The sequence below is a fragment of the Marinovum sp. genome (assembly GCF_034669705.1).
Taxonomy (GTDB): domain Bacteria; phylum Pseudomonadota; class Alphaproteobacteria; order Rhodobacterales; family Rhodobacteraceae; genus Marinovum.
The window spans coordinates 138,835-158,234 of record NZ_JAXMOR010000003.1 but is presented as its reverse complement, the minus strand read 5'-3'; the positions used below and the strand labels follow the sequence as shown (position 1 = coordinate 158,234).

The following is a 19,400-nucleotide window of genomic DNA, read 5'->3' as shown; positions in this document are numbered from 1 at the left end:
AATACCGCGGGGGTCCGGGGGCAGAGCCCCCGAATTCCTTGCCATCCGACAATAGAACCGTCACATTCGAATAAGACATTATGTTCGGGAGGCGGCCACCATGACAGTCACACGCAGAGATCTCCTCGCCGGTCTCGGCGCCAGCGCCGGGCTGGCCGCGGCCGGCCCGCTCTGGGCCGGCACCACGCTCGGCAACCTGCGGATCGACACGCTGAGCGATGGCAATCTGGTGCTGCCCGGCGAGTTCGTCTTCGGTCCGATGCCGCAGGAGGCGCTGGCGCCGATCGTGCAGAAATACCAGCTCGACCGCGCCGCGCTGACGCCGGAATGCAACCTCACGCTGCTGCGCGACGGGGACCGGGTGGTGCTCTTCGATGCCGGTGCCGGCGCGGATTTCCAGCCCTCCGCCGGTAAACTGCTCGAAGCGATGGACAGCCTCGACCTCTCGCCAGAGGATGTGACGCATGTTGTGGTCACCCACGGCCATCCAGACCATATCTGGGGGTTACTCGATGATTTCGGCGATCCGCTCTTTGCCGAAGCCACCCATCTGATCGGCGCGAAAGAGCTCGACTACTGGCGCGACCCGAACACCGTCGACACCATCGGTGCCGAGCGTCAGGCCTTCGCGGTCGGCGCGAAACGGCGGCTCGAGGCGGTGGACGACCTGCTTGCGACCTTCCAAGACGGCGAGGAAATCCTGACCGGCGTGCTGGCCCATGCCAGCTTCGGCCATACCCCCGGCCACATGGCCTTCGAGCTGCGCCATGGCTCGGAGGCGTTGATGGTGGTGGGCGATGCCATCGGCAACCACCACGTGGCCTTCGAAAGGCCTGGCTGGCCCTCAGGCTCTGACCAGGATGCCGAGACCGCCGCCGCCACCCGGCTTCGACTGCTCGACCAGATCACCACCGAGGATATGCGGCTGATCGGCTTTCACCTGCCCGGTGGGTTGGGCCGGGTCGCGCGGCAGGGCGAGGGCTATGTCTTCCTGCCGGAGAACGACTGAAGCCCCGCGCCCCGCGAGGAGGCCCCGTGCGGGGCCGAGGAGCGCCTCAGAAGGCCAGCGCCTCCTCAACGATCGCGCCCAGCAGCTCTTCCACCGCGTCCATCGGGCCCTCGGGATAGCTGCGATAGCCGATCTCGACCTGCCCCTCGCGCTCGGTGACAAAGATGCCATAGGGGCAATAGGCGACATTCAGCGGGTCGGCCTCCATCACCTGCCGCGAAACCGTGGCGGAACAGAACAGCAGCACATCCGCCGCCTCGAAGATCTGCGCGCCGCCCACATCCTCGCGGGTGCGGGCCAGCATCTCGCCGACCTGGCTGTGATAATCCACCACCAGCCCCTGGTTGATGATGGCGTTCTCGAGGCTGAACAGCGCGTCCGCGTGGTTGCCGTCATAGGGATGAACGATCACCGGTTCCTCGGCGCAGGCGGCGCCCGCGGCCAGGATCAGCGGTAGCAGGTATTTCATCGGTCAGGCTCCTCTCTCTCGGACCGGCGGCGGGCAACGCCCGGCTCTCGGGGCACCATAGCAGCCCGGGAAACCGGCGTCGCCCCGTCGCGGGTTCACTCGGCGACGAAGGATTTCAGGTATTCGACCACCGCATCCTGCTCGTCCTCCTTGCGCAGGCCGGCAAAGGACATCTTGGTGCCCTTGAGGTAGTCGCGCGGCTTGGCGAGAAAGGCCTTCAGCTCGGCCTCGGTCCAGACCAGCCCGGCGTTGCCCGCCTCTTCAATTGCCCTGGAATACTTGAACCCCTCGACCGCGCCGGCCGGGTGGCCGACGATGCCGTTGAGCATCGGCCCGGTGCGGTTCTTCGCGCCCGCACCCAGCTGGTGGCAGGATTTGCACTTCTTGAACACCCGCTCGCCGGCCGCCACCAGGTCCGCGTCGAGCGCTGCCGGTGGTGTCGTTTCGGCGGTGTCGGCCTCTGGCTCTGCCGGGGCGTCCATCGCGGCCGCGTCGACCGCCGCGTTGACCGCCTCCGCGTCCTGCTCAAAACTGGCCGCCGCCGCCTCGTCGGGCGTCACGTCGAGCACGGTGGCGCGCATGGTGATCTCGACGCTGTCCTTGCACTCCGTCATGCAGGGCGCGGCGCGCCACCGGGCATATTCGGTCTCGGCCCGGTCGTCGATCACGAAGCCCCCGGCGTTGGGCATCTCGACCTCGAGGAAGTTCTCGTGGCTGAGGGTGAAGTCCTCGTCCACGATATCGTTGGAATAGAGGACATAGGCGGTGATCGCATAGACCTCGTCATCGCTCAGCGTCTGCGCCGCGCCGAAGGGCATCGAGCGGTGGACATAGTCCCAGACCGTCGAGAGATAGGGCCAGTAGCTGCCCACGGTCTTGACCGGGTCCTTGCGGTCGAGCGTGTCCCAGCCGCCGGCGAGCTTCGGCCAGTTGCCAACGCCCTCGGCGAAATCGCCGTGGCAAGAGGCGCATTGCTCGGCAAAGATCTCCTCGCCGGTCCAGACGTCGCCGGAGCCCTCGGGCAAGCCGGTGCCGTCCGGCACCACGTCGACGTCCCAGGCGGAGACTTCCTCGGGCAATGCCGGGCGGCCGAGGCCGAACCGGCGGGTGGGTTTGGCCTCCGCAGCGGCCTCTTCGGTCGCCATCGCTCCCTCTTCGGCCTCGGCTTTCGCGACTTCGGCAGCCATTTCCTCGCTTTGGGCGACCGTTTCCTGCTGTCCGGCCCCGGCGATTGCCTCCGCAGCATCTTCCGGGCTGCCTTCCGCAGCGGGCTCCACCTGTGCGGCCGCCGTGAGGACCTCGACCTCGGGCGCCCCGCCGCCGGGGATGCGGAAAGCCACGGTGGGCGCCGCCTCGGGCATCGGCACGACGAAGCGGTCGGCCAGGCTGACGGCCAGCCCGGCAGTGGCGGCGATCGCCAAGGCGCCGCCGGCAAACAGGGCGAGATTAGGAAACTTCGACATTTTCAGCCTCCCCGCTGGATTTCACATGCCAGGTCTGGATGCAGTTGTTGTGGTAGATCGAGTTCTCGCCCCGCACCGCGCGCAGCTGGTCCTTGGTCGGCTGCACATAGCCGGTCTCGTCCATCGCCCGCGCCTGCAGCAGCATCTCCTCGCCGTCCCACACGGTATCGAGGTAGAAGCGCACCAGCGCCTTGTTTCCACCCTCCTGCGCGAGCCGCGCGGTCTCCCAGCTCTTGCCGCCGTCCTTGGAGACGTCGACGCGGGTGATCCGCCCGTGCCCTGTCCAGGCCATGCCGGTGATGACCAGCGGGCCCTTTCCGTGAGTGATGGGCATTTGCGGTGAGGGTGAGGTGATGACCGACTTGGCGTCCATCACCCATGTCCATTTGCGGCTGGTCCCGTCGGCCAGCGTATCGGTGTATTTCGAGGTCTCCTCGCGGCTCTCGACCGGCTGGTCGAGCACCTCGATCCGGCGCAGCCACTTGATCCAGAGGTTGCCCTCCCAGCCCGGCACCACCAGCCGCACCGGGTAGCCGTGCTCCTTTCTGAGCGCCTCGCCATTGGCCTTGAAGGCCACCAGTACGTCATCGAGCGCCTTGTCCAGCGGGATCGAACGGCCGTTCGACGAGGCATCCGCGCCCTCGACATAGACCCATTTGCCCGTGGTCTCGCCCGTGATCCCGGCCTCGGCCAGCAGGGTGCGCAGCGGCACGCCGGTGTATTCCATGTTGTGGATCATGCCATGGGTGAACTGCGCGCCATTGAGCTGCGCCCCGGCCCATTCCATGCCGGTGTTTGCCGCGCACTCGCAGAAATAGACGTGGTTCTCGCGCGGGAAACGCTCGAGATCGGCATAGGTAAAGACCAGCGGCGTCTCGACCAGCCCGTTGATCATCAGCCGGTAGTCCTGCTTGCGAAGCTCGATCGCGCCGGAGTGGTGCCGCTCGAAGGCGCAGCCCTGCGGCGTGATGGTGCCGTCGAGCGCGTGGATCGGGGTGAAGTTGATCGAGCTGATGGTATCGGCGGTGAGCCATTCCACATTGCGCCGGATCACGTCGCTCTCGTGCTCGATCGGCAGGCCATAGGGCACCTCGTCGACGCCATGGCCGAAACCGGACGCCCAGTCCTGCACCTCGGTGATCAGCGGGTCGGGGGTCGCGGCGCGTGCAGCGCTTGCGGTGACGGCGCCGGCAGCGGCGGCGACGCTGCCGCGCAGGAAGGCGCGGCGGGAGGACTTCGGGATATCAGACATGCGGTCCGTCTCCTTTAAGTTCGCTGCGCCGCGTCAGGGCGCAAGGGTCCGGCGCACTGCCCGGAGGGCAGCACGGCGCGGGTCTCATGCCCGGGGTGCGGGCGGGGTCAGTCGGGTCTTTGGGTCCTCAGAGGCCGGTGACGGCCACGCTTGCATTCGGATCAAGCCGGACGGTGCCCAGCTTGGAGATATGGCTTTCCACCACGTCCCAGATCGGCGGCCCCTCGGTGCCTTCGTTGACCGAGGCCCAGCCGGCAACGACGTAGCTCTTGGCCGGGTCGATCGCCTCGCCGGTCGAGAGCAGGGTCATGTCGGAGATCCGTTCGCCTTGCGGCTTGGAGATGTCGATGCGGTAGCCCATGCCGCCCACGCGGACCATGTCGCCGCCCTGCTGGTAATAGGGGTCGGGGTTGAAGATGTTGTCGGCCACGTCTTCCAGCACGATCTTGAGGAACTCGCCGGTCATTTCGGTGCGATAGGCCTCGGGGTAGGTCATCGAGGTGACGTTCCAGATATCCTCGCGGGTGATCTTCTGGCCGGGGATCAGCGACGGCCCCCAGCGCACGCCGGGCGAGAGCGCGATCTGCGCCTCGCGTTCGGAAAGCAGCGCGTCGCAGATCAGATCATCCCACGAGCCGTTGAAGTTGCCACGGCGATAGAGCAGCGTGTCGGTCTCGCCGATCACCTCTTTCAGCGCGGCCTCATAGGGCGCGCGCTGCTCATCGATGACGGCGGCAACCTCTGCGTCGGGGGTGATCACGTCCGAGAAGATCGGGATCAGCTTGTGGCGGAAGCCCATCATCCGGCCGTTCTGCACGTCGAGATCGACGCGGGAGACGAACTTGCCGTTCGACCCCGAGGCCACGATGATGGTGTCGCCGACCAGCACCGGTTCGGGCAGCGCGTCATGGGTATGGCCCGACAGGATCACGTCGATGCCGGTGACGATGCCGGCCATCTTCTTGTCGACGTCAAAGCCGTTGTGCGACAGGCAGACCACCAGCTCGGCGCCCTGCGCACGGACCTCGTCCACCATCTCCTGCATGTGCTCGTCGCGGATGCCGAAGGCGTATTCCGGGAACATCCAGCCGGGGTTGGCGATCGGCATGTAGGGAAAGGCCTGACCGATGACGGCGATCTTGACGCCACCGCGCTCGAAGAACTTGTAGGGCGGGAAGAGCTCGGCCGGCTCGTCCCATTCGGCGTCGAAGATGTTCTGGCCCAGAGCGGCAAAGGGCAGCCCCTCGACGATCTCCTGCACCCGCCCGGAGCCGAGGGTGAACTCCCAGTGGAAGGTCATCGCGTCGGGCTTCAGCGCGTTCATCACATTGACCATGTCCTGGCCCTGCGTGTGATAGCAGGTGTAGCTGCCGTGCCATGTATCGCCGCCGTCGAGCAGCAGCGCATCGGGGCGGTCGGCGCGGATCGCATTGATCACCGTGGCCACCCGGTCGAGCCCGCCGACCCGGCCATACGCCTGCGCCAGTGCCGAGAAATCACCCGACGACAGCGCGTAATGCGCCGGCGAGCCGTCGTCGATGCCGTAGAGCCGGCGGAAATCGGCGCCGGTGACATGCGGCACCACTCCCTTGTTCTCGCCGACGCCGATGTTGATCGAAGGTTCGCGGAAATAGATCGGCTTCATCTGCGCGTGGATGTCGGTGACATGGATCAGCGAGACATTCCCGAAGGTGTCGAACTCGAGCAGCTGGTCCTGGGTCAGCGCCTGCTGCGCGGCAAGGCGCGACCAGTTGCCGAAACCGGAGGCGCCCAGCATGGCAGAGGCGGCCATCGAGACCTGAAGGAAATCGCGGCGGGAGATCATCGGGCATTCATCCTTTTCACATGCGCATATGTGAATGAGTTAGAGGCAGGAAACCCCGCGCCGGTGACAGCGCGGGGCGATGGGTTACTGGCGGACCGCCGGTGTCTCGATCGACAGGCCGTTGCCGCGCGAGGCGACGTAGAGCTCCAGCGCGCGGAACTCGTCGGAGCCTTCGGCGAAGGTCTCGGCACGGGTGTCGCGGATGCAGCCGCGGAAGCGGTTGTGCTTGGAGATCAGCTTGGCCTGCTTCAGACGATAGGTCGGAAAGCCGTTGGTCTGGCCTTGGGACAGGTGGTCGGCGCGGATGTAATTGCCGTTGTTGTCCTCGTGGCAATTGGCGCAGGACAGTTCCAGCTGGCCGTAGCGGGTGTAATACATCTCCTTGCCCTGCTCCCAGAAGGTCTGGGCCGGGCCGTCGATGGCCACGTCGATCGGCATGCCGCGCGACTGGTGCGCGATGGCGGCGACCATGGCCTGCATCGGCGCGCTGGACCAGCCCCAGGCATCGGCCTCCATCCGCTCGGTCCGGCAGGCGTTGATCAGGTCTTCCATCACCACCAGCTCGCCGGCCTCATTGACCTTGGGCATCTGGGTGGCAAGGCCGGTAAAGGCCTCGATATCCTCGTGGCAGGAGGCGCAGCTCTTGTCGGCACCACCCTCGACCACGTCGAACTGATCGAGCGCCTGGTCGACAAAGATCATGCCGGGATTGTCGAAATCGTCGAGCTCGAGCGCCTGGGTCTCGTCGGTGCGGTAATGCCAGCCAGAGATCACCTGCCCCCCAAGCGCGCCGTCCAGATGGGCGGGCGCTTCGGTCTTGGTGATCATCTCGACATCGCCGTTGACGACAAGGTTGTCATCATCCGGCCCGCCGGCCAGGGCCGGTGCGGCGGCGACAAGCGCCGCGACGGCGGTGAGTGCGGTAAGTTTCATGTATTCCCTCCCTAAGCTGTCCTGCCCCGTTTTCGGGATCAGATGGCGCGCCCGCCCCGGTGCATCCGGAGCCGGCAGGGGCCCTCAGCCGACCGCGATTTCCTTGGTTTCCTCGTAGACCGAGCCGTCGTCGTCGTACCAGGTGAACTTGAATTCACCGGCTTCCGGCACGGTGGCCTCGAACTGGAAATACGGGTTGGTCGAGATCGCCGGCTCGAGCGTGACGTCGATCACGTTCTCGCCGTTGAAATCGCAGGTAAAGCGATTGATGATCGAGCGCGGAATGACATTGCCGTCACCGTCCTTGCGCTGACCGGATTCCATCTGGTGGCTGATCAGGGTCTTGATTGTGATCGCCTCGCCGGCCGCAGCCTGCTTGGGAACCTTGACGCGGGGTTTTACGCCTTTTGCCATAGCTAGTACTCCTTGTTTCTGGTCGCAGTCCCGAACCGCAAAACCGGGTTCCACTTTTGCCGGGACTGCTCCGCTTAGCCGCCGCAGCCGCCGATGGTGACCTTGACGGTCTTGGAGGCGCGGACAAAGCTGCCGTCGGCCATCTTGGCCACGGCGATCACGTCCTGCGTGCCGGCAAGGCGGATCCGCGTCGCGGCCTCCTGCGCGGCGGCCAGCGGGCCGAATGTGAAGGTCGCGACCGGCGGCGTCGGGTTGCCGGCGGCATAGACCGCGATGGCGGTGGCGCCGGGGGCGGACACCTCGATCGGCACGGTGTTGCCGTTCTCGGCGATCTCGGGCGCGGTCAGCTCAAGACCGCCCTCGCCCACATCGGCCCCGCCGGTGAACTCGTTGATCAGATCGTCGACCGACGCGAATGCGCGCATCGGCAGAACGGTCAGAAGCGCGGCACCGGCACCCAGTGCCAGGGTTTCGCGTCGCGTGAAATCCATCATCTGTCTCCTTGGTCTCGTCTGGCTGGCGGTCTCTGGCCGACGCTCACTCGTCTTGCAACGTCATCAGGAACGCCACCACGTCTTCGATCTCCTGCGCGCTCAGCAGCGGCGGCAGCGGCTCGTCGCCTGCCTTGCCGGTAAAGCCGTCGCCGGGGCGGATGAAACCGCTGGTCTTGTAGAAGGCCGGCATCACCGTGCCGTCGTAGGTCATCTTGGCATTGGCCACGATGCCGCGCAGTTCGGCCGCTTCCCAGCGCGACCCGACGCCGTCGAGCACCGGCCCGACCTCGCCGTGGAACGGCGCATCGGACAGCTCGGAGACCGCGTGGCACGAGATGCAGTTGCCCTTGGACTTGGTCTTCATGATCACCGCGCCGCTTTCGGCGTCGCCCGGGGCACCCGAGAGCGAGGCCTCGATCGCGCCGTAATCGTCGTAGGTGACATCCTGCGGGGCCACGTCTGCCGCGAGTGCGGCCGTTGCGCCCAGCGAGGCGACCGCCAATGCTAGTGTCGTGAGCCTCATATTCCCTCCCTAAGTCGCTACCTTGTGATTTTTCGTATCAGGTTGCTTCGCACAGCCTAGTCCAGCGCGACCCATCGACGCAACAACAAATTCATGACTTTGAATTAGTCAATCTGACTAGTCGGTCCGGCCGTTGTCGCGTTCCTGGATCATCCGCGCATGGTATCGCTGAAAATCCTCGCCGTTATCAAGCAGATATCTCTTCTCCGCAACCCATGTGAACATGTCCAATGTGGTTCCGGGGCCAAAGGCGCCGGGCATCACCGCCACGGCGGCCTGCGGCGCGGTCGCGTCCTCGGGCACCTCTTCGGGCAGGAACATCACCGTGGGGGTAAAGAGAATCCCCCACTTGCGGGCCATGTCCTTCTCGCTCAGCGTCTCGCCGTCGAAATCGGTGACCTCGATGTCGCCATGCAGGTTGAGCTGCACCACGAAGTAGTTGTCCTCGATCATCCGGGTGATCTCGGGGCGGGGAAAGACCTCTTCGTGCATCTTGTCGCAATAGATACACCCGCGCTGCTCGAAGAACAGCGCCAGGCGCTTGCCCTCGGCATTGGCCTCGGCAAGATCCTCGCGCAGGTCCTTGAAGGTGTCGCGCATCCAGGGCGTCTTGTGCAGTCCGTCGTCGCCCAACTCGGCGGCGGCGGTCATCAGCGGCAGCGCAACAAGCAGCGCGGCGAGGGTGGCAAGCAAACGTGTCATACGATCCTCCTTGGCTGGGGTCAGCCGATCTGCATGAAGACCGGAAAGGTCTCGAGCATCCATTGTGCGATGTAGTTTACCGTATCGGTGGCGATCAGCACGCCAAAGATGATCAGCAGCACCCCCATCGCCTTTTCGATCTTGGGCAGGTGGCGGCGGAACCGCGCCATCCAGCGCATGAACGGCCCGATGAACATCGCCGCCACGATGAACGGCAGCGTCATCCCCAGCCCGTAGACAAAGAGCAACCCGGCGCCGGTGCTTGCCGTCTCTTGTCCGGCGGCGGTGAACAGGATCGCCGCCAGCACCGGGCCGACGCAGGGCGTCCAGCCAAAGGCGAAGGCGAGCCCGATCACATAGGCGCCGAGCAGACTCAGGTTCGAGGTCTCGCCGGTGTCGGCGCGGAACTGGCGATAGAGCAGCCCGATGCGGATCACGCCGAGGAAATGCAGCCCCATGACGATGATGACCGCCGCCGCCATCCAGCGCAGGATGTCGAAATAGTCGCGCAGCATCTGGCCGAAGATCGTCGCCGAGGCCCCGAGCGCCACGAAGACGGTAATCACCCCCAGCGCGAAACAACTCGCCGCCAGCACCGCGCGCAGCCGCACCGCGCCCGAGATCTCGGCGCTGGCCGTCACCTGGTTCATCCCGACGCCGGCCAGGTAGGACAGGTAGAACGGCACGATCGGCAGGATGCAGGGCGACAGGAACGACAACAGCCCCGCCAGAAGCGCACCGGCAAATGTGACATCGAACATCGGCGGACCGTCCTGCTTGTAAAATTCACATATTCAGATTATGTGGTATATCAGGTTCGGATCAAATGAAATACATCACATGCTGAGGATTGCCCCGCGTCTCCTGTCGGCCCTGGTGGTGCTGACCCTGGCTCTTGCCGGGCCTGCCCGTGCCGAGATGGCATTGGTGATGGTCGAGGAGCCCGGCTGCATCTGGTGCGCCCGCTGGAACGAAGAGATCGCGCCGGTCTATCACAAGACCGAGGAGGGCGTCCTGGCGCCCCTGCAGCGCATCGACATCCGCGAGCGCCCGCCGGAGGGCATGGAATTTGCCCGCGGGCTGCATTTTACCCCGACATTCGTGCTATTGGTCGATGGTGAGGAACACGGGCGCATCGAAGGCTATCCGGGCGAGGATTTCTTCTGGGGCCTGCTGGGCCAGCTGATCGAACGCGCGCAAACGCAGGAGGCCGCAGGATGAGCGGAGCGATGAACCCGGGCACTGCGACAGCCTCGCCGCTGCCCGCTTTCGACGAGACCACCTGCGAGGAAGACATCGAGCGGATGATGGAGAACGCCACCAACGCCGCCAATTTCCTCAAGGCGCTGGGCCACGAGGGCCGGCTGATGATCCTCTGCCACCTCGCCACCGGCGAGAAATCGGTGACCGAGCTCGAGGACCTGCTCTCGGCACGGCAGGCGGCGGTGTCGCAGCAGCTCTCGCGGCTCAGGCTCGAGGGCATGGTCAAGCCGCGGCGCGACGGCAAGGCGATCTACTACTCGCTGGCCGACGACCGGCCGCGGCAGATCATGGAGATCGTCTATGACATGTTCTGCCGGCCGGAGGGCGACGACCGCTAGGCCGGCGGGCGGGACTTCGGGGAGGAAGGACCGATGTTGGAGACCCTGGGAGACGGCCCCGCGATGGCGCTGGTCGGTCTGCTGAGCGGCGCACTGCTCGGCCTCGCGGCGCGTCTGGGGAGGTTCTGCACCCTTGGCGCGATCGAGGATTATTTCTATTCCAGCAGCGACCTGCGCCTGCGGATGTGGGGCATCGCCATCGGCACCGCCGTCACCGGCAGTTTTGGCCTGATCGCGCTCGGCTGGCTCGATGCCGCAGCGCCGGTCTATCTCTCGGGCGGCTGGTCGCCGCTCGCCTCGGTGCTGGGCGGGCTGGTCTTTGGCTACGGCATGGCAATCAGCGGCAATTGCGGTTTCGGCGCGCTGGCGCGGCTCGGCGGCGGCGACCTTCGCTCCTTTGTCATCGTGCCGGTCACCGGGGTCTCGGCCTACGTGGCGCTCTCCGGTCCGCTGGCGACACTGCGGCTGGCCCTGTTCCCGGTGGTCGAGGCCGATGCGCAGGCCCTGCCCGGCATCGCCCATGGGCTCGCGGCCCTGACCGGCCTGCCGGTGGCGCCGATCGGCCTCGCCATCGGCATGACGATCCTGGCGCTGGTCGCCGCGCCGCGCCACGTGCACCGCGCACCGTCGACGCTGGTCTGGGGCGCGGTGGTCGGGCTGGCGGTGGTTCTGGCCTGGGCCGGCACCTCCTGGGTGGCGCGGCACGGCTGGGAGGATCTTCCCGTCGCCGCACACAGCTTTTCCAAACCGCTGGGCGACACGCTGCTCTTTGCCATGTTGTCCTCGGGGTTGACGCTCAGCTTCGGCGTCGGCTCGGTGACGGGGGTTCTGGCGGGGGCCTTCATAGGCTCGATGCTCCGCGGCCAGTTCCGCTGGGAGGCCTGTGACGACCCGCGCGAATTGCGCCGCCAGATCGGTGGCGCGGTACTGATGGGGCTGGGGGCGGTGGTGGCGACCGGCTGCAGCGTCGGTCAGGGGCTCTCGGCGATGTCGCTCTTGGCCTTTAGCGCGCCGGTGACGCTGGCGGCGATCCTTGCCGGCGGCTACATCGGCCTGCGCCAGCTGATGCTGGGCTTCGCCCCGGCTGAGTGACCGGGGCGAAGAAGATCCGGGGCGAAGCTGTCCCGTCAGCGCCGGGGCGCGGCCTGGGCGGTGTCGTCCTCGACGATCACGGCGTCATCCGCCAGTTTCTCGGCCATGGTCGGGTCGGCGGTCTCGGCCATCCGCTCGGCCATGGTCGGATCGTGACCGGCATCCTCGGCCAGTTTTTCGCCCATGGTCGGCCCGTTGTGCATCGCCCGCCCAGCGAGCACGCTGTCCTGCGCCGCCATGTCCTTGCCGGAATGATCCTCGATCGCGCCGACGATCAGCGGCAGCATGGCGCTGTCGGCATTGGACGAGGCCGCCTCGGCCGGCGGGCTCTTCCAGCTCAGCGTGTCAAGCGCGCCGCAATTGGTGCAGGTCGCGGTCCATTCGCTCTGGATGTTGGAGCAGTTGTCGCAGACCCAATGCGGCCCGCGCGGCGCGTTGAGCGCGCGCGCCAGCCAGCCCTTGACCACCGCGTCAGAGGCGCCTTCACCGCGCTCGATCGCGGCCATGATGGTCAGCGTGCGGGTGTCGGGATCGGTCTCGGCCAGATCCCCCAGCGCACGGCGCGCACCGGGGAAGTCCTCGTCGGCGATGTGCAGCTCGGCCAGAAGCAACTTGGTCTCGCGGTGATCCGGTGCCAGCCGCGTGAGGTGCTGGAAGCGCTTGATCCGCGAGGCCGGCGTCTCGTCGGGCTCGATGGCGGCAAAGGTCGCGGCCAGGTCGGGATGCGGCTGCGCCTCCCAGGCCTTCTTGATCACCCGCGTCGCGTATTTCGACTTGCCCTGCTCGATATAGCTGCGCGCCGCCATCACCGCCGCCGGGATCAGCTCTGGCGACAGGCGGTTGGCCTCGATCGCGGTCTCGCGCTGTTCGATGGTGCGGCCGTCGGCGGCCACCTCGCGCGCCTCTGACAGGGCCAGAACCGCCTCGCGCCGGCGGTGCACGTCGCGCGGCAGGTTGCCGGATTTCAGCTTGGCGTTCAGCGTCTTGCGGGCACCGGCCCAATCGCCGCTGTCGGCCTGCAGCTTGAGCAGGATGTCCTGCGTCTCCTCGTGCTTGGGCTTGATCGCAAAGGCCCGCTCGGCCAGTTTCAGAGCGGTGTCGGTGTCGCCCTCGGCCAGCCGCTGCTTCATCACCCCGCGCACGCCCACGAAGCGGGTCTTCTCGTTGGCCACCAGCTTCTTGTAGACCGATTCCGCCTTGTCGCGGTCGCCCGCCATCTCGGCCGCCTGGGCGGTCAGCAGATTGGTCAGCTCGGGCTTGTTGAGGTAGCGGTCGGCCTTGGCCGCCTTGGCCATCGCCACCTTGCCCTCTCCCGAGGCCAGCGCCATCAGCCCGTCGCTGAGCGCCTGAAAGCCCTTGCGCTCCCGGTTGCGGTCGAAATAGCGCGAGATCGCAGTTTCGTCGCCGTTCACGAAGCGGATCAGCGCCACCAGGAATGACACCACCTTGAGCAGCACCCAGAGCGCCACCAACAGCGCCATCAGTGCCAGCACCGCCTGCAACGCGGTGAAGGTGAATTCCTGACCGTTGAAGGTGAGCCGCATGCCGGCGCCGTCATATTCCAACAGCCAGCCAGCGCCCCAGGCCAGCGCCAGAACCACGGCAACAAAGACGAGAATTTTCAGAAGTGACCAAAGCATATTTTCGTCCTTATCCCTGGTTCAGGCGTGCCGCGACGGCATTGGCTTCGTCGAGCGCCGCCATGCGGGCCTCGGCGTCTGCCACCCATTCGGCCAGTGGCGCCTTTGCCTCTTCGGGCAGCGCCGTCAATTCGTCAAGCGCCACGCGGAAGTTGCCGTTGCGCACGGCGGCCTCGGCGCGTGACAGGATGGCGTCGGTGTCGACCCCGTCGCGCGGCGCCACCGAGCGCACCTCGAACATCTTCTCGAGCACACCGCCGATGCCGGCCTCCTCGCCATCGGCGCCGGCCTCGCGAGAGGCGCGTAGCGCGGCGCGGGCGTCATCGGGAAAGCGTTCGCGCAGCGCGGCCTGGGTCACGACCCCCTCGGCAGCCGCGGCCTGCAGCGCCGGCATCTCGTCCTCGACGGTTTCGGCCAGCTCGGCCAGCGCAGCCTCGAAGGGCTCGCCGGTCTCCAGCGCGGTCAGCACCTGGGTCAGCACGGTGCGGGCGGCCGAGATACGCGCCTCTTCCAGCGCGCGCTCCTCCATCTGGGTGGCTTCCTGGGCGATCTGCTCGATCTTGACCTTCTCGGCGGCGATGGTCTCCTCGATGGCGACCCGCTGTTCCTCCATCGAGCCGCGCAGCCGCTCGAGCTCGGCCTCGTAGGCGGCAATTGCCTCGCGCGAGACGGTGTCGGCAATCGGCCGTTTCGCCAGCGTGGTCAGCCGCTCGTCAAGCGCGGCGAGATCCTCGCGCAGCGCTTCGACGCTGGTCAGCCGCTCGTTCTGGGCGCCAAGCTCGCCCTCGGTCGCCCCAACCGCCTCTTGCGTGCTGGTGAGGTCGGCCGCGAGCCCGTCGATCCGCTCGGTCACATCGGCGGAGATTGTGGTGATCTGCTGCGAAACGCCGTCGAGCCGACCCGATTGCGCCTCGAGCGCGGCGCGGGTCTCGGTCTCGAAGCTGTCGTCCTGGCCCAGATAGTAGGCGGCGCCATAGCCCAGGCCGGCGGCCACGATTCCACCCAGCACCATCGGCACAAAGCCACCGCGGCGCTCGACGACCTTTTCGGTCACCGGCGGGGTCACCGGCGCAGGGTCGCGCGGCTCGGCGGGCGTGTGGCTGTCGGCTTCGACGTCGGCCGGCGCGGGACCGGCATCGTCGAACAGCTCTGGCGCGGGTTCGTTGCCGGCATCGGCATGGCTTTCGTCGGCGGCCATCTCGGCCTGCACCGGGTCCGGGTCGGCCAGTGGATCGGCGGTCTCGACGCCACCGTCGGTCACCTCGTCGGTATCGGCGGGCGCGAGCGTGTCGGTGCCGCTGAGCGTGTCGGGGCCGGTGCGGCTCTCGGGCTCGAAAGGCGTGTCAGCCTCGGCGCCAAGGCTGTCGTCGCCGGCGCCGGGACTGTCCGCTTCGGCAGAGGGAGAGGTATCGTCACCGGCCGGCGTTTCCGCCCCGGCTGAGGAAATCCGGTCGGTGTCGCTGGAGAGCGTGTCATCCGCCAGCTTGTCTTCGGTTTCTTCCGGTTTCGGCTCTTTCGAATTTGACACCAAGGATCACCCTTTCCGAATCTTACTGCAGCGGCGCAATATCATTACCTTATGGCACCGCAGGAGGCCCCTCAAGCGGACTTCCCCGCCTCAGGACCCCGGCCACCGCCGCGCAGATCGCCGCACGATCGGGCCGCGCGGCAATCACCAGCCGCTCCGGTGTCAAGAGGGATGCGCCACGCGCAACCGCCGGACTGAGCGCCACGATCCAGAGCGGGGCCCGCGCCCCGGCCTGCCCCGCGACGATTTCGGCGCTTCTGGGGGAAAACAGGGGAAGGACCACCGGCCTCTCCTGCTCAAGTAGCACATGCGCCTCATGAGTAAAGCCGCAAGCCTGCTGATCGTACACGATCAGCTCTCGCGTCCCGAGGCCCTCTTGTGTCAGCCGCGCCGCCACCGCGCCGCGCGCATGGGCGCCGCGCAGATGCAGCAGAGCACCCTCTGGCCGCAGCCGGGTCAGATGCGCCACCAGCTGATCGGCACTCTCGCCGGCCAGTTCGGCCTGCAGACCCGCCTGCCGCGCGGCCGCGGTGGTTTTTCGCCCGACGCAAAAGGCGCGCAGCCCCGGCGGGCCCGCATAGCAGCGCACGCCATTGACCGAGGTAAAGATCAGCGCCGCCACCCCGGACAGGTCCGGCACCTCCCCGGTGGGCACGATCCGCAGCACCGGCGAGATCACCACCCGCCCCGGTGTCACCAGCCTGCGCAGATCGGCGAGAAAGCTCTCGGCGTCGGGGCGCGGCCGGGTCAGCAGCAGCGCGGGGGGCTCTCGGTCGGGATTGTTTGCCATCATGGCAAGTGTTACCTGCGCCCTGTTCCCTCCGCAACGAACCGAAGCGCCGCCATGACCCAAACGCTCACCCTTCTCGGCCTCGAAAGCAGCTGCGACGACACCGCTGCCGCGGTGGTGCGCGGCACCCCCGGTGCGGCGCAGGTGCTGGCCTCGGTGGTCGAGGGCCAGACCGGGCTGCACAAGGACTTTGGCGGCGTGGTGCCAGAGATCGCGGCCCGCGCCCATGCCGAGCGGCTCGATGTCTGCGTCAAGGCAGCGCTGGCGCAGGCCGGGCTGGGCCTTGACGCGCTCGACGGCATTGCGGTGACCGCCGGCCCGGGGCTGATCGGTGGCGTGGTCTCTGGCGTGATGTGCGCCAAGGGGCTGTCGGCCGGCGCCGGCCTGCCGCTGATCGGCGTGAACCACCTGGCCGGCCATGCGCTGACCCCGCGGCTGACCGATGGCGCGGCGTTTCCCTACCTGATGCTGCTGGTCTCTGGCGGCCATTGCCAGTTCCTGATTGCCCGCGGCCCCGAGGACTTCACCCGCCTCGGTGGCACCATCGACGACGCCCCCGGCGAGGCCTTCGACAAGACCGCGCGGCTGCTGGGCCTGCTGCAGCCCGGCGGACCCTCGGTCGAGGCAGAAGCAGAGAAAGGCGTGGCGAAACGCTTTGCCTTCCCTCGGCCGCTGCTTGACCGGCCGGGCTGCGACATGTCGTTCTCCGGGCTCAAGACCGCGCTGTTGCGCACCCGCGACGCGGTGATCGCCGAGAAATCCGGCCTGACCCGTCAGGACCGCGCCAACATGTGCGCGGGGTTTCAGGCGGCAGTGGTCGACGTGCTGGCGGAAAAGACCCGGCGCGCGCTGGCCAGCTATCTCGCCGAGGCCCCCGCAACCCCGATTCTGGCGGTGGCCGGAGGCGTTGCCGCCAACCAGCCGATCCGCGCCGCGCTGCAGGCGGTCTGCGCCGAAGCCGGGGTGGGCTTCACCGCGCCGCCGCTGGCGCTCTGCACCGATAACGCGGCGATGATCGCCTATGCCGGGCTGGAACGGATGGCGCTGGGCCGGGTTGACGACATGACCCTCTCGGCCCGCCCCCGCTGGCCGCTGGATGCAAGCGCCGCGCCGATGCTGGGCAGCGGCAAGAAAGGAGCCAAGGCATGACCCTCGGCGTGATCGGAGCCGGCGCCTTTGGCACCTCGCTGGCCATCTCATTGGCCGCGGCGGGCCGCGACGTACTGCTCTGGGGCCGCGACAGCGCCGCCATGACGGCAATGCAGAGCGCCCGCGAGAACGCCAGGCGCCTGCCGGGCGCGCCGTTTCCGGACAGCCTCACCGCCACCGGCGATTTCGAGGCGGCAACCCGGCCCGACACCCTGCTGCTCTCGGTGCCGATGCAACAGCTCGAGACCCTACTGGAGGAAAACGCCGACGTTCTGACCGGCAAGACGCTGGTCGCCTGCTGCAAGGGGTTCTCGCTGCGCACCGGCGAAGGCCCGGTCAGCCTGATCACCCGCATCCTGCCGCAGGCGCAGGCGGCGATCCTGACCGGCCCGAGCTTTGCCGCCGATATCGCCCGGGGGCTACCGACCGCGCTGACCCTGGCCTGCGGCAGCGTCGCCTGCAGCCAGGACCTGCAGGAACACCTCTCGACCCGCAACCTGCGGCTCTACCGCACCACCGATGTCACCGGCGCCGAGCTGGGCGGCGGGCTGAAGAACGTGATCGCCATTGCCAGCGGCGTGGTGATCGGCGCGGGCTTGGGCGAGTCGGCCCGCGCCGCGCTGATGACCCGCGGGTTCGCCGAGATGACCCGCATCGCCCAGGCGCTTGGCGCCCGGCCGGAAACCCTGGCGGGCCTGTCGGGCTTCGGCGACCTGACGCTGACCTGCACCTCGACCCAGTCGCGCAACACCCGTTTCGGCCAGGCGCTGGGCCGCGGCGAAGACTTCGCCCCCGGCACCACCGTCGAGGGTGCCGCCACCGCCCGCGCCATGCTCGGCGTGGCCGAGCGCGAGGGGGTCGAGATGCCGATCACCCGTGCGGTCAGCGCGATCATCTCGGGCGATCTTGACGTCGGCGCAGCGATGGACCAGCTTCTCGCCCGACCCCTGAAGGAAGAATGACCATGTTGATAGCCCTGATCGCCCGCGACAAGCACGGCGCCCTGCAGACCCGCAAGGACAACCGCGCCGCCCATCTCGCCTATATCGAGGAGACCGGCGTGGTGTTCCAGGCTGGTCCGCTGATCAACGACGGCGAGATGATCGGCTCGCTGGTGGTGCTCGAGGTCGAGGACATGGCGGCGGCGGAACAATGGGCCGCCAATGATCCCTATGCCAAGGCCGACCTCTTCGACAGCGTCGAACTGATCGAGTGGAAGAAGGTCGTCGGCTGATGCGCTACTGGCTGTTCAAGTCAGAGCCTTCGACCTGGTCCTGGGAGGATCAGGTCGCCAAGGGCGACGCGGGCGAGGAATGGGACGGCGTGCGCAACTACCAGGCGCGCAACTTCATGCGCGAGATGGCCGTGGGTGACCGCGGCTTCTTCTACCACTCGCAAAAAGACCGTGAGATCGTCGGCATCGTCGAGGTCTGCGCCGAAGCCCATCCCGACAGCACCACCGACGACGACCGCTGGGACTGCGTCGATATCCGCGCGCGCGAACCGCTGCCGCGCGCTGTAAGCCTTGATGACATCAAGGCCGACCCGGCTCTGGCCGAGATGGTTCTGGTCAAGAACTCACGACTCTCGGTGCAGCCGGTGACCGAAGCGGAATGGCGGCATATTTGCGGCCTCGGCGGGCTGTGATTGCGGTTAACGGAATCAAACCCTTTGAAATTTTACGGAAACCGGTGATCCTCAGGTAAGGTTAATTTCGCCTGAATTCGCGGGCGTCCTGACAGGGAGCGACTCACATGGATTTCCTCAGCGTGCTCATCGCCGCCTTCGCCGGCTTCGGCCTTGGCGCGGTCTGGTACATGGTTCTAGCCGAGCCCTGGATGGAGGCGGTCGGCATGGCGCGGGGCGCTGATGGCAAGCCCGAGGGCGGCCAGTCGCCGGTGATGTTCGCCATCACTTTCGTCATGCTGCTGCTGGTGGCGGGGATGATGCGCCACACCTTTGCCTTAAGCGGTGTGGATACGCTGGGCAAGGGGTTTGTGGCCGGGCTTGGCATCGGGTTGTTTTTCATCAGCCCCTGGATCGTGATCAACAATCTCTATGGCAACCGGCCATTCAAGCTCTCGCTGATCGACGGCGGCTATGCCACCACGGCCTGCGCCCTGATGGGTTTGGTGCTCACGCTCTTCTGAGACGGGGATCGGTGCCAAATGGCAAAAGGGCCCCGGCTTCGATAAGCCAGAGCCCTCTCCTCTCACCCCGGACGCTCCCACACACCCATCGTGATCTGAATTTCGGCTCCAACCTTTCTGGTCGGGATGAAACTTTAATAGCTTAACGCGGCCCCCAAGCCAAACCTCAAGAAGCTCGGGTTTTCCCTAAATCAGGAATATGTCCATCCGGCTTAGTAAAAATGAAGTAAATGGCCTCCCCTCGCGCCGCGCAATTGCCAATGAAACAAGGCGCTTGCACGCGGGGTTACGATTTGGCAACCAAACCCGCGAATTCCCTCGAAAAACCCGGCGGCGGCAGCAAAAAAGGCGCCCCATGCCGGAACG

Annotated in this window: 22 protein-coding genes; 9 read left to right on the top strand and 13 right to left on the bottom strand. The window is 66.8% G+C overall.

The window, feature by feature from the left end; translation table 11 throughout:
* Nucleotides 1–100: 100 nt before the first annotated feature.
* Nucleotides 101–1,009: an MBL fold metallo-hydrolase gene (locus VOI27_RS03470; protein WP_323763896.1), complete on the top strand. Its 909-nt coding sequence runs from the start codon at nt 101–103 to the stop codon at nt 1,007–1,009.
* A gap of 46 nt (nt 1,010–1,055) precedes the next feature.
* Here the strand turns inward: VOI27_RS03470 and VOI27_RS03465 are convergent, their stop codons facing one another.
* The 10 genes from VOI27_RS03465 to VOI27_RS03420 all read right to left on the bottom strand — a co-directional run bounded on the left by VOI27_RS03465 (nt 1,056) and on the right by VOI27_RS03420 (nt 9,845).
* Entirely contained in the window at nt 1,056–1,478 is a 423-nt protein-coding gene (locus VOI27_RS03465) for a DUF302 domain-containing protein (RefSeq protein ID WP_323763895.1), read from the bottom strand.
* Between the two features lie 95 nt (nt 1,479–1,573).
* A complete protein-coding gene (locus VOI27_RS03460) occupies nt 1,574–2,941 on the bottom strand; it encodes a c-type cytochrome (RefSeq protein ID WP_416374638.1) in 1,368 nt (455 codons plus the stop codon).
* Entirely contained in the window at nt 2,925–4,193 is a 1,269-nt protein-coding gene (soxC, locus tag VOI27_RS03455) for a sulfite dehydrogenase (protein ID WP_323763894.1), read from the bottom strand. Before soxC ends, VOI27_RS03460 begins: the two co-directional genes overlap by 17 nt.
* Before the next feature lie 127 nt (nt 4,194–4,320).
* Complete coding sequence (gene soxB, locus VOI27_RS03450; RefSeq protein WP_323763893.1) at nt 4,321–6,018, bottom strand: thiosulfohydrolase SoxB; 1,698 nt, start codon at nt 6,016–6,018, stop codon at nt 4,321–4,323.
* A gap of 84 nt (nt 6,019–6,102) precedes the next feature.
* Entirely contained in the window at nt 6,103–6,951 is an 849-nt protein-coding gene (soxA, locus tag VOI27_RS03445) for a sulfur oxidation c-type cytochrome SoxA (protein ID WP_323763892.1), read from the bottom strand.
* Nucleotides 6,952–7,035: 84 nt separating this feature from the next.
* Nucleotides 7,036–7,365, bottom strand: coding sequence for a thiosulfate oxidation carrier complex protein SoxZ (soxZ, locus tag VOI27_RS03440; protein WP_323763891.1), 330 nt, complete (start codon nt 7,363–7,365; stop codon nt 7,036–7,038).
* A 74-nt stretch (nt 7,366–7,439) separates the two neighbouring features.
* The gene (soxY, locus tag VOI27_RS03435; protein ID WP_323763890.1) at nt 7,440–7,856 is read right to left on the bottom strand and encodes a thiosulfate oxidation carrier protein SoxY; all 417 of its coding nucleotides are present in this window, start codon (nt 7,854–7,856) and stop codon (nt 7,440–7,442) included.
* A 46-nt stretch (nt 7,857–7,902) separates the two neighbouring features.
* On the bottom strand, nt 7,903–8,382 hold the full coding sequence (gene soxX, locus VOI27_RS03430) for a sulfur oxidation c-type cytochrome SoxX (protein ID WP_323763889.1): 480 nt from the start codon (nt 8,380–8,382) through the stop codon (nt 7,903–7,905).
* A 117-nt stretch (nt 8,383–8,499) separates the two neighbouring features.
* The gene (locus VOI27_RS03425) at nt 8,500–9,084 is read right to left on the bottom strand and encodes a thioredoxin family protein (protein ID WP_323763888.1); all 585 of its coding nucleotides are present in this window, start codon (nt 9,082–9,084) and stop codon (nt 8,500–8,502) included.
* Nucleotides 9,085–9,104: 20 nt separating this feature from the next.
* Entirely contained in the window at nt 9,105–9,845 is a 741-nt protein-coding gene (locus VOI27_RS03420; RefSeq protein ID WP_323763887.1) for a cytochrome c biogenesis protein CcdA, read from the bottom strand.
* Between the two features lie 79 nt (nt 9,846–9,924).
* On the opposite strand from VOI27_RS03420, the gene VOI27_RS03415 reads away from it, so the two are divergent.
* The 3 genes from VOI27_RS03415 to VOI27_RS03405 are packed head-to-tail and all read left to right on the top strand — an operon-like array spanning nt 9,925 to nt 11,777.
* Nucleotides 9,925–10,305 carry a hypothetical protein gene (locus tag VOI27_RS03415; protein WP_323763886.1) on the top strand — a complete coding sequence of 127 codons (381 nt, stop codon included), beginning with the start codon at nt 9,925–9,927 and terminating at the stop codon, nt 10,303–10,305.
* A complete protein-coding gene (locus VOI27_RS03410; protein ID WP_416374637.1) occupies nt 10,302–10,685 on the top strand; it encodes an ArsR/SmtB family transcription factor in 384 nt (127 codons plus the stop codon). The genes VOI27_RS03415 and VOI27_RS03410 overlap by 4 nt, the downstream gene beginning before the upstream one ends.
* A 33-nt stretch (nt 10,686–10,718) precedes the next feature.
* Complete coding sequence (locus VOI27_RS03405; protein WP_323763885.1) at nt 10,719–11,777, top strand: YeeE/YedE family protein; 1,059 nt, start codon at nt 10,719–10,721, stop codon at nt 11,775–11,777.
* A gap of 35 nt (nt 11,778–11,812) precedes the next feature.
* Here the strand turns inward: VOI27_RS03405 and VOI27_RS03400 are convergent, their stop codons facing one another.
* Genes VOI27_RS03400 through VOI27_RS03390 form a run of 3 tightly spaced genes read right to left on the bottom strand, consistent with a single transcriptional unit; the run spans nt 11,813 to nt 15,738 of the window.
* Nucleotides 11,813–13,417, bottom strand: a complete 1,605-nt coding sequence (locus VOI27_RS03400) for a heme biosynthesis protein HemY (protein WP_323763884.1) — start codon at nt 13,415–13,417, stop codon at nt 11,813–11,815.
* A gap of 10 nt (nt 13,418–13,427) precedes the next feature.
* Nucleotides 13,428–14,945, bottom strand: coding sequence for a hypothetical protein (locus VOI27_RS03395; protein ID WP_323763883.1), 1,518 nt, complete (start codon nt 14,943–14,945; stop codon nt 13,428–13,430).
* Nucleotides 14,946–14,994: 49 nt separating this feature from the next.
* On the bottom strand, nt 14,995–15,738 hold the full coding sequence (locus VOI27_RS03390; RefSeq protein WP_323763882.1) for a uroporphyrinogen-III synthase: 744 nt from the start codon (nt 15,736–15,738) through the stop codon (nt 14,995–14,997).
* Between the two features lie 51 nt (nt 15,739–15,789).
* On the opposite strand from VOI27_RS03390, the gene tsaD reads away from it, so the two are divergent.
* The 5 genes from tsaD (at nt 15,790) to VOI27_RS03365 (ending at nt 19,034) form a co-directional block, all read left to right on the top strand.
* The gene (tsaD, locus tag VOI27_RS03385) at nt 15,790–16,884 is read left to right on the top strand and encodes a tRNA (adenosine(37)-N6)-threonylcarbamoyltransferase complex transferase subunit TsaD (protein ID WP_323763881.1); all 1,095 of its coding nucleotides are present in this window, start codon (nt 15,790–15,792) and stop codon (nt 16,882–16,884) included.
* Nucleotides 16,881–17,846: an NAD(P)H-dependent glycerol-3-phosphate dehydrogenase gene (locus tag VOI27_RS03380; protein WP_323763880.1), complete on the top strand. Its 966-nt coding sequence runs from the start codon at nt 16,881–16,883 to the stop codon at nt 17,844–17,846. Before tsaD ends, VOI27_RS03380 begins: the two co-directional genes overlap by 4 nt.
* Before the next feature lie 2 nt (nt 17,847–17,848).
* Nucleotides 17,849–18,118: a YciI family protein gene (locus tag VOI27_RS03375; protein WP_323763879.1), complete on the top strand. Its 270-nt coding sequence runs from the start codon at nt 17,849–17,851 to the stop codon at nt 18,116–18,118.
* Entirely contained in the window at nt 18,118–18,531 is a 414-nt protein-coding gene (locus tag VOI27_RS03370; RefSeq protein WP_323763878.1) for an EVE domain-containing protein, read from the top strand. Before VOI27_RS03375 ends, VOI27_RS03370 begins: the two co-directional genes overlap by 1 nt.
* 107 nt (nt 18,532–18,638) lie before the next feature.
* Complete coding sequence (locus VOI27_RS03365) at nt 18,639–19,034, top strand: DUF1761 domain-containing protein (protein WP_323763877.1); 396 nt, start codon at nt 18,639–18,641, stop codon at nt 19,032–19,034.
* The last annotated feature ends 366 nt before the right edge of the window (nt 19,035–19,400 follow it).

Bases quoted from the DNA above. Each gene is read 5' to 3' on its own strand.
- VOI27_RS03470 (WP_323763896.1), top strand. From the start codon at position 101: ATGACAGTCACACGCAGAGATCTCCTCGCCGGTCTCGGCGCCAGCGCC.
- VOI27_RS03465 (WP_323763895.1), bottom strand. From the start codon at position 1,478: ATGAAATACCTGCTACCGCTGATCCTGGCCGCGGGCGCCGCCTGCGCC.
- VOI27_RS03460 (WP_416374638.1), bottom strand. From the start codon at position 2,941: ATGTCGAAGTTTCCTAATCTCGCCCTGTTTGCCGGCGGCGCCTTGGCG.
- soxC (WP_323763894.1), bottom strand. From the start codon at position 4,193: ATGTCTGATATCCCGAAGTCCTCCCGCCGCGCCTTCCTGCGCGGCAGC.
- soxB (WP_323763893.1), bottom strand. From the start codon at position 6,018: ATGATCTCCCGCCGCGATTTCCTTCAGGTCTCGATGGCCGCCTCTGCC.
- soxA (WP_323763892.1), bottom strand. From the start codon at position 6,951: ATGAAACTTACCGCACTCACCGCCGTCGCGGCGCTTGTCGCCGCCGCA.
- soxZ (WP_323763891.1), bottom strand. From the start codon at position 7,365: ATGGCAAAAGGCGTAAAACCCCGCGTCAAGGTTCCCAAGCAGGCTGCG.
- soxY (WP_323763890.1), bottom strand. From the start codon at position 7,856: ATGGATTTCACGCGACGCGAAACCCTGGCACTGGGTGCCGGTGCCGCG.
- soxX (WP_323763889.1), bottom strand. From the start codon at position 8,382: ATGAGGCTCACGACACTAGCATTGGCGGTCGCCTCGCTGGGCGCAACG.
- VOI27_RS03425 (WP_323763888.1), bottom strand. From the start codon at position 9,084: ATGACACGTTTGCTTGCCACCCTCGCCGCGCTGCTTGTTGCGCTGCCG.
- VOI27_RS03420 (WP_323763887.1), bottom strand. From the start codon at position 9,845: ATGTTCGATGTCACATTTGCCGGTGCGCTTCTGGCGGGGCTGTTGTCG.
- VOI27_RS03415 (WP_323763886.1), top strand. From the start codon at position 9,925: ATGCTGAGGATTGCCCCGCGTCTCCTGTCGGCCCTGGTGGTGCTGACC.
- VOI27_RS03410 (WP_416374637.1), top strand. From the start codon at position 10,302: ATGAGCGGAGCGATGAACCCGGGCACTGCGACAGCCTCGCCGCTGCCC.
- VOI27_RS03405 (WP_323763885.1), top strand. From the start codon at position 10,719: ATGTTGGAGACCCTGGGAGACGGCCCCGCGATGGCGCTGGTCGGTCTG.
- VOI27_RS03400 (WP_323763884.1), bottom strand. From the start codon at position 13,417: ATGCTTTGGTCACTTCTGAAAATTCTCGTCTTTGTTGCCGTGGTTCTG.
- VOI27_RS03390 (WP_323763882.1), bottom strand. From the start codon at position 15,738: ATGATGGCAAACAATCCCGACCGAGAGCCCCCCGCGCTGCTGCTGACC.
- tsaD (WP_323763881.1), top strand. From the start codon at position 15,790: ATGACCCAAACGCTCACCCTTCTCGGCCTCGAAAGCAGCTGCGACGAC.
- VOI27_RS03380 (WP_323763880.1), top strand. From the start codon at position 16,881: ATGACCCTCGGCGTGATCGGAGCCGGCGCCTTTGGCACCTCGCTGGCC.
- VOI27_RS03375 (WP_323763879.1), top strand. From the start codon at position 17,849: ATGTTGATAGCCCTGATCGCCCGCGACAAGCACGGCGCCCTGCAGACC.
- VOI27_RS03370 (WP_323763878.1), top strand. From the start codon at position 18,118: ATGCGCTACTGGCTGTTCAAGTCAGAGCCTTCGACCTGGTCCTGGGAG.
- VOI27_RS03365 (WP_323763877.1), top strand. From the start codon at position 18,639: ATGGATTTCCTCAGCGTGCTCATCGCCGCCTTCGCCGGCTTCGGCCTT.